Annotated in this window: 5 protein-coding genes; 2 read left to right on the forward strand and 3 right to left on the reverse strand. The window is 61.1% G+C overall.

From position 1 onward, the window contains the following. On the forward strand, positions 1-1,732 hold a 1,732-nt coding region (recG, locus tag J7J55_02175), incomplete at its 5' end, for an ATP-dependent DNA helicase RecG (GenBank protein MCD6141512.1). Here the strand turns inward: recG and J7J55_02180 are convergent. From J7J55_02180 to rpsB, 3 genes are read right to left on the reverse strand one after another with little or no spacing between them, the layout of a single operon-like run. After that, a complete protein-coding gene (locus J7J55_02180) occupies positions 1,729-2,412 on the reverse strand; it encodes a uridine monophosphate kinase (GenBank protein ID MCD6141513.1) in 684 nt (227 codons plus the stop codon). The two genes, recG and J7J55_02180, sit on opposite strands and share 4 nt — an antisense overlap. A gap of 1 nt (position 2,413) precedes the next feature. Continuing rightward, the gene (tsf, locus tag J7J55_02185; protein ID MCD6141514.1) at positions 2,414-3,013 is read right to left on the reverse strand and encodes a translation elongation factor Ts; all 600 of its coding nucleotides are present in this window, start codon (positions 3,011-3,013) and stop codon (positions 2,414-2,416) included. Then, entirely contained in the window at positions 2,994-3,902 is a 909-nt protein-coding gene (gene rpsB, locus J7J55_02190) for a 30S ribosomal protein S2 (GenBank protein ID MCD6141515.1), read from the reverse strand. The genes tsf and rpsB overlap by 20 nt, the downstream gene beginning before the upstream one ends. Before the next feature lie 291 nt (positions 3,903-4,193). Here rpsB and J7J55_02195 point away from each other — a divergent pair, with 291 nt between their 5' ends. Beyond that, complete coding sequence (locus J7J55_02195) at positions 4,194-5,180, forward strand: bifunctional oligoribonuclease/PAP phosphatase NrnA (GenBank protein MCD6141516.1); 987 nt, start codon at positions 4,194-4,196, stop codon at positions 5,178-5,180. The last annotated feature ends 305 nt before the right edge of the window (positions 5,181-5,485 follow it).

The following is a 5,485-nucleotide window of genomic DNA, read 5'->3' on the forward strand; positions in this document are numbered from 1 at the left end:
CCAGCCGTGGGTGGCGAACCAGCTTCGCCAAGGGGAGGAGGTCGCCCTGTACGGAAAGGTGGAGCGAAGCTACGGGGAGCTCCAGATGCGCAGCCCGGTGTGGGAGCCAGCGGGAGAGCAAATGGAGACCGGCCGCCTTGTTCCGATCTACCCAGCGACCGAGGGAGCGAGCGATCGGTTGATCAGGGGGATAATCGCCCGCAACCTCGAGCTGTATGTCGACGCTCTCCCCGACATCATTCCGGAGGAGATCAGGAACCACGAGCATCTCATGCGGAAGCCGGATGCGGTGCGGATGATCCACTTCCCCCCTGACGAAGAGACATTCGCCCGCGCACGGCGCAGCTTGGCGTACGAAGAGCTGTTCCTCCTTCAGCTCGGTCTCCTCGCGCAGGCCCCCCCGGACGCCGGGATCCCCCATGCCGATGGCGGGAGAATCGCCGCGTCGTTCCTCGCCCACCTCCCGTTCCGCCTTACCCGACCACAGGCGGCGGCGCTGCGGGAGATCGTCTTCGACCTGCGTTCCCCGCGCCGGATGATGCGCCTCCTGCAGGGGGACGTCGGAGCCGGGAAGACGATCGTCGCGCTCGCCGCCGCACTCTACGCGATCGAGGCCGGGTACCAGGTGGCGTTCATGGCTCCGACCGAGATCCTCGCCGAGCAACACGCCGCCCGGATCGAGGAGCTATTCTCCGACCTTCCGGTCAGGGTCGGACTCCTCACCTCATCCACCAAGGACAAGTCCGAGCTGAAGTCCAGCCTCTCCGCTGGGGAGATCGACCTCCTCGTGGGGACGCACGCCCTGATCCAGGAGGACGTCGCGTTCGCCAACCTCGGGTTCGTGGTGATCGACGAACAACATCGGTTCGGGGTGGTGCAGCGGGCGGCGATCGAGGAGAAGGGGGAGAACGTCGACCTCCTCGTGATGAGCGCCACCCCGATCCCGCGCACGATCGCCCTCACCCTGTATGGGGAGTTCGAGGTCTCGTTGATCGACTCCCTCCCGTATGGGACCCCGCGGATCAGGACGGTGTGGGTGGCAGGAGCGCGCCGCGATGAGGTCTACTCGCAGGTGGGCGACCTCCTCGCGGAGGGGAGGAAGGGATTCGTCGTCCTCCCTCTGGTCGAGGAGTCGGAGAAACTCGACCTGAACGCGGCGGTGCAGACGGCGGACGAGCTGCAGGCCCGGTTTCCCGGCCACGGGATCGGTCTCGTGCACGGCCGGATGGAGAGCGAGGAGAAGCACCGCGTGATGGCCGATTTCCACTCCGGTGCGGTCCAGCTCCTCGTAGCGACAACGGTGATTGAGGTGGGGATCGATGTTCCGGATGCCGATTTTATGGTGATCGAGCATGCTGAACGGTTCGGGCTCTCCCAGCTTCACCAGCTGCGGGGGAGGATCGGGCGGAAGGGACAAGAGGCGATCTGTTTCGCGATCGGGGACGCGAAGACCGAGGAGGCGACCCGGCGCCTGACCGCGTTCTCCCAGCATCTGGACGGGTTCCGGATCGCCGAGGAGGACCTGCTGATCCGCGGGCCGGGCGATCTCCTCGGCACGAAACAACACGGGTTTCTGAGCAGCCTGCGCGCGGTCGACTTGATCAGGGATATCGACCTCATGCAGCGTGCCCGCGCCGCCGCCCGTGAACTGCACAGATCCGGAATCCCGCCGGAGTTGCTGCGAGAGGTCGAACGGAGGTTCGGCGAGGTGCTCCGCTGGCTTCAGGTCTAGTGGATCAGCGTACCCACCTGCTCACCGCGGCAGAGCCGGGCAAGGGCGTCCTCTTCGGAGAAGTCGAACACCGCGATCGGGACCCGGTGTTCCTTGCAGATCGCGACCGCAGCGAGGTCCATCACCCCGTAGCGGTTCTCCAGGAACTCATCGTAGGAGAGCTCCGGGATGAGGCGGGCATCCGCCCTCGTCCTGGGATCGGCGGTGAATACCCCCGGGACGTTGGACGCCTTGGCGAGGAGGTCGGCCCGGATCGAGACAGCGCGGATTGCGGCGGCGGTATCGGTGGTGACGAGTGGGTTTCCCGTTCCACCGGCGAAGATGACGATCGCCCCTTCCTCCAGTGCCGTCCGCGCTTTCCGTGGATCGACCGGGGCGGTGAACCCAGTCGCCACCGCGGACTGGACGATCGCCTCCCGGCCTGATTTCTCGAGATAATCCCGCAGGACAAGTCCGTTCAACACGGTGGCGAGCATTCCGACCTCGTCGGCGTCAATCCGGTCGAGCCAGCCGCCGCGCGCCCCGCGCAGGATGTTCCCCCCGCCGACGACGATCCCCAATTCCGCATCCACGGCGGACAAAACCCGGACGAGTCTTTCGATCTCGTCCGGGGAGAACGGGCCTTCATCCCCCATCAACGCCTCACCGCTCAGCTTGAGGAGGAGGCGTCGAGGCGACATCCTACTCCCCTTCTCCGATCTCGAATCGGGCGAACCGCTTGACCGAGATGTTCTCTCCCGTCTTCTGGCGCAGATCAGCGAGCAGGTCCTCGACGGTGCGGGATGGGTCCTTCACGAACGGCTGCTTGAGGAGGCACGCCTCAGTGTAGAACTTCTTGATTCGCCCCTCGACGATCTTCTCTACGACCTGGGCCGGCTTCCCTTCCTTCTCCGCCTGCTTGCGATAGATCTCGCGCTCGGCCTCCAGGTCCGCCTCGGGAACGTCCTCGGGGGAGACGTAGCGCGGCTTGGCGGCGGCGATGTGCATGGCGACATCGCGGACGAACTCGCGGAACTCGGCGCTGTTGGCGGTGAAGTCGGTGTTGCTCGCCACCTCGACCAGCACCCCGACCCTCCCGGAGTGGTGGACGTACGCCTCGATCCGTCCCTCGTTCGCCTCGCGCCCCTTGTGAGCGAGGAGCTCCCGCCCCTCCTCGCGCAGGATCTTCTTCGCCTTCTCCATGTCCCCGTTCGCCTTCATCAGGGCGCGCTTGCAATCCATGATCCCGACGCCGGTCTCGGCGCGGAGCTTCTTCACGTCCTCACTCTTTATCTCGGTCATCCTCGGTTCCTTCCTCGACTGTCTCTTCTTCCTGGGTTTCTTCCGCCGCAGCGGCAGGTTCTTCTGCGATTTCCTCTTCCACCGACTCCGAGACCTCCACTTGTGCAGCCGCCTCTTCCGCCGCTGCCTCGGTCGGAGCGGCGACAGCCACCGGCTCCCCTTCCTCCTCGGCCGGGGTAGCTGCAGCCGCCTCCTCCATCTCCTGGCGTCCTTCACGCCCTTCGAGGACGGCGTCAGCGATCCGGGAGGTGATCAGGCGGGTCGCCTTGATCGCATCATCGTTTCCCGGAATGGGAAAATCGATCGGATCGGGATCGCAATTAGTGTCGACGATCGCGATCACCGGAATCTTCATGATGTTCGCCTCATGGACGGCGTTCGCCTCGAGGTCCGGATCGATGACGTAGATGAGATCCGGAACCCGCTCCAGGTGGCGCAGCCCGTCTAGATTCCGCTCCAGTTTGGCGAGTTCCCGGCGCAGACGATTCCCCTCCTTTTTCGAAAAGCGGTCGATCGTCCCGTCTTCCATCATCCGCTCGAGTTCCTTCATCCGCTCGATGCTCTTTTTGATCGTGGCGAAGTTGGTGAGGGTCCCCCCGAGCCAGCGCCGGTTGACGAAGTGAGCACCGCAGCGCCGTGCCTCCTCGGCGATCGTCGTCTGAACCTGTTTTTTCGTGCCGACGAACAGGATCTCGGCTCCTCCTGCAACCTGATCGCGGATAAAGAAGTACGCTCGTTTGAACATCTCCACCGTCTGTTCGAGGTCGATGATATGGATCCCCTTCCTCTCGGTGAAGATATAACGAGCCATTTTCGGGTTCCATTTCCGCGTCCGGTGACCGAAGTGGACTCCGGTCTCCAGCAATTCCTTCATGGTCAGAACTTCCACATCACCCTCCCGTGAATTTGTCTTTGTGTTGAAGTATAGCAAACGGGGAAAGTTCCCGCAATCCAGGCCGAACGAAGCGAGTAGGATTTGCACTCCTCGATCCGAGCTCCCACGATGGTCTTGATCCAGGTGTGCCGCCGCGCGCCGGGCAAGAGCTACATTCCCGTAAAACTAATCCTGGATTACGATTTCTCGTTAGGCGTCGCTTGTATGGCAAAGCTTCGAGTACAAACCGATCAGTCGGTGGGGTAAAATCTCTTGTCCGTTTCGTGAAAGGAGACCGCGGTCCCGATGAAAAGCACTCTAGACGAAGTGATAGATAGGCTGCGAGTGGCGCAGCGTGTTCTGGTGATCGGTCATATCAAACCGGATGGGGACGACATCAGTTCCGTCGCCTCCCTCGTGCTGATCTTACGTAAACTGGGGAAGACAGCGGAGGGATGCATTGCAGATCCGATCCCGTGGTTCTACCGCGATCTTCCCGGGGTCGCGGTGATAAAGCCAGTAGATGCTCTGTCGGACTACGATTACGATATTGCAGTGACGGTCGATGCATCTGACCTATCGCGGATCGGTGAAGCGGTCAAACTCCTGCATGGTAATCCTCCCGACATTACACTCGATCACCACAAGACAAACACCGGATTCGGCCGGCTCGATTTCTGTGTCCCTGAGTACGCAGCGACCGCGATGATCGTCTACGAGATCGGCAAGAAACTCGTCGATTACGATCCCGAACTCGCTGCCGCCACCCTGTTGGGTATCGCCACCGATACCGGCTTCTTCAAGTACGGGAACACAGACTACAAAGTCTTCACCTATGCGGCCGAACTCGTCCGGGCCGGAGGGAACATCCAGAAAATCGCCACCGCAGTGCTGGAGCACCGGACAATAAACGAGATCAACCTCATGATCGAAATGTTCAACACGCTGCAAATCGAGGAGGACGGAAGACTCGCGTGGGCATACATCTCACACGAGATGCTTACCCGAAACGGGTGTACAGAGGAAGAAACGGAGGGATTGATCGGTGAGATCCGCGCGATCTACGGGGTAGAGATCGCGATTTTGTTCATCGAATGGCCGGAAAACCACGTTCACATCTCGTTCCGCTCTAAGAATTACGCCGACGTGAGTGAGATCGCCCGCGCCTTCGGCGGCGGCGGCCATGCCCGTGCCGCCGGCTGTAGTTGTAACAACGTGCAACTCCAAACCCTTATGGAAAAAGTTGTTTCCAAAGCGCGGAAAATACTGACTGACCCCGCCCCGTTTCAGTAGAGATTTCAGCAAACCTTCATTGAGGTGACCAGAGTCCCTGCTGTCGTTGACATTCACACTTGACTTAACTATTACTATTGATGTATAGTGTGAACGTGGTGAAAATTGGTCAGAAAAGGGGGTGGTGAAAACTTTTCTGTGTGAGTATCTCACGAGCCAGATGTATCAGGGCCAGACACTCAAATTCAAAGGAGGTACATGATGAAGTGGGGGAAGTATCCGGAGAAGTTTGTAAGTAATCTTCTGGGGTCGAAGGGGTTGTTCATCCTGTTCACGCTGGCGCTGCTCCTTTTGTTGAGCGGGGC

The organism is Candidatus Bipolaricaulota bacterium (assembly GCA_021159055.1).
Taxonomy (GTDB): domain Bacteria; phylum Bipolaricaulota; class Bipolaricaulia; order UBA7950; family UBA9294; genus S016-54.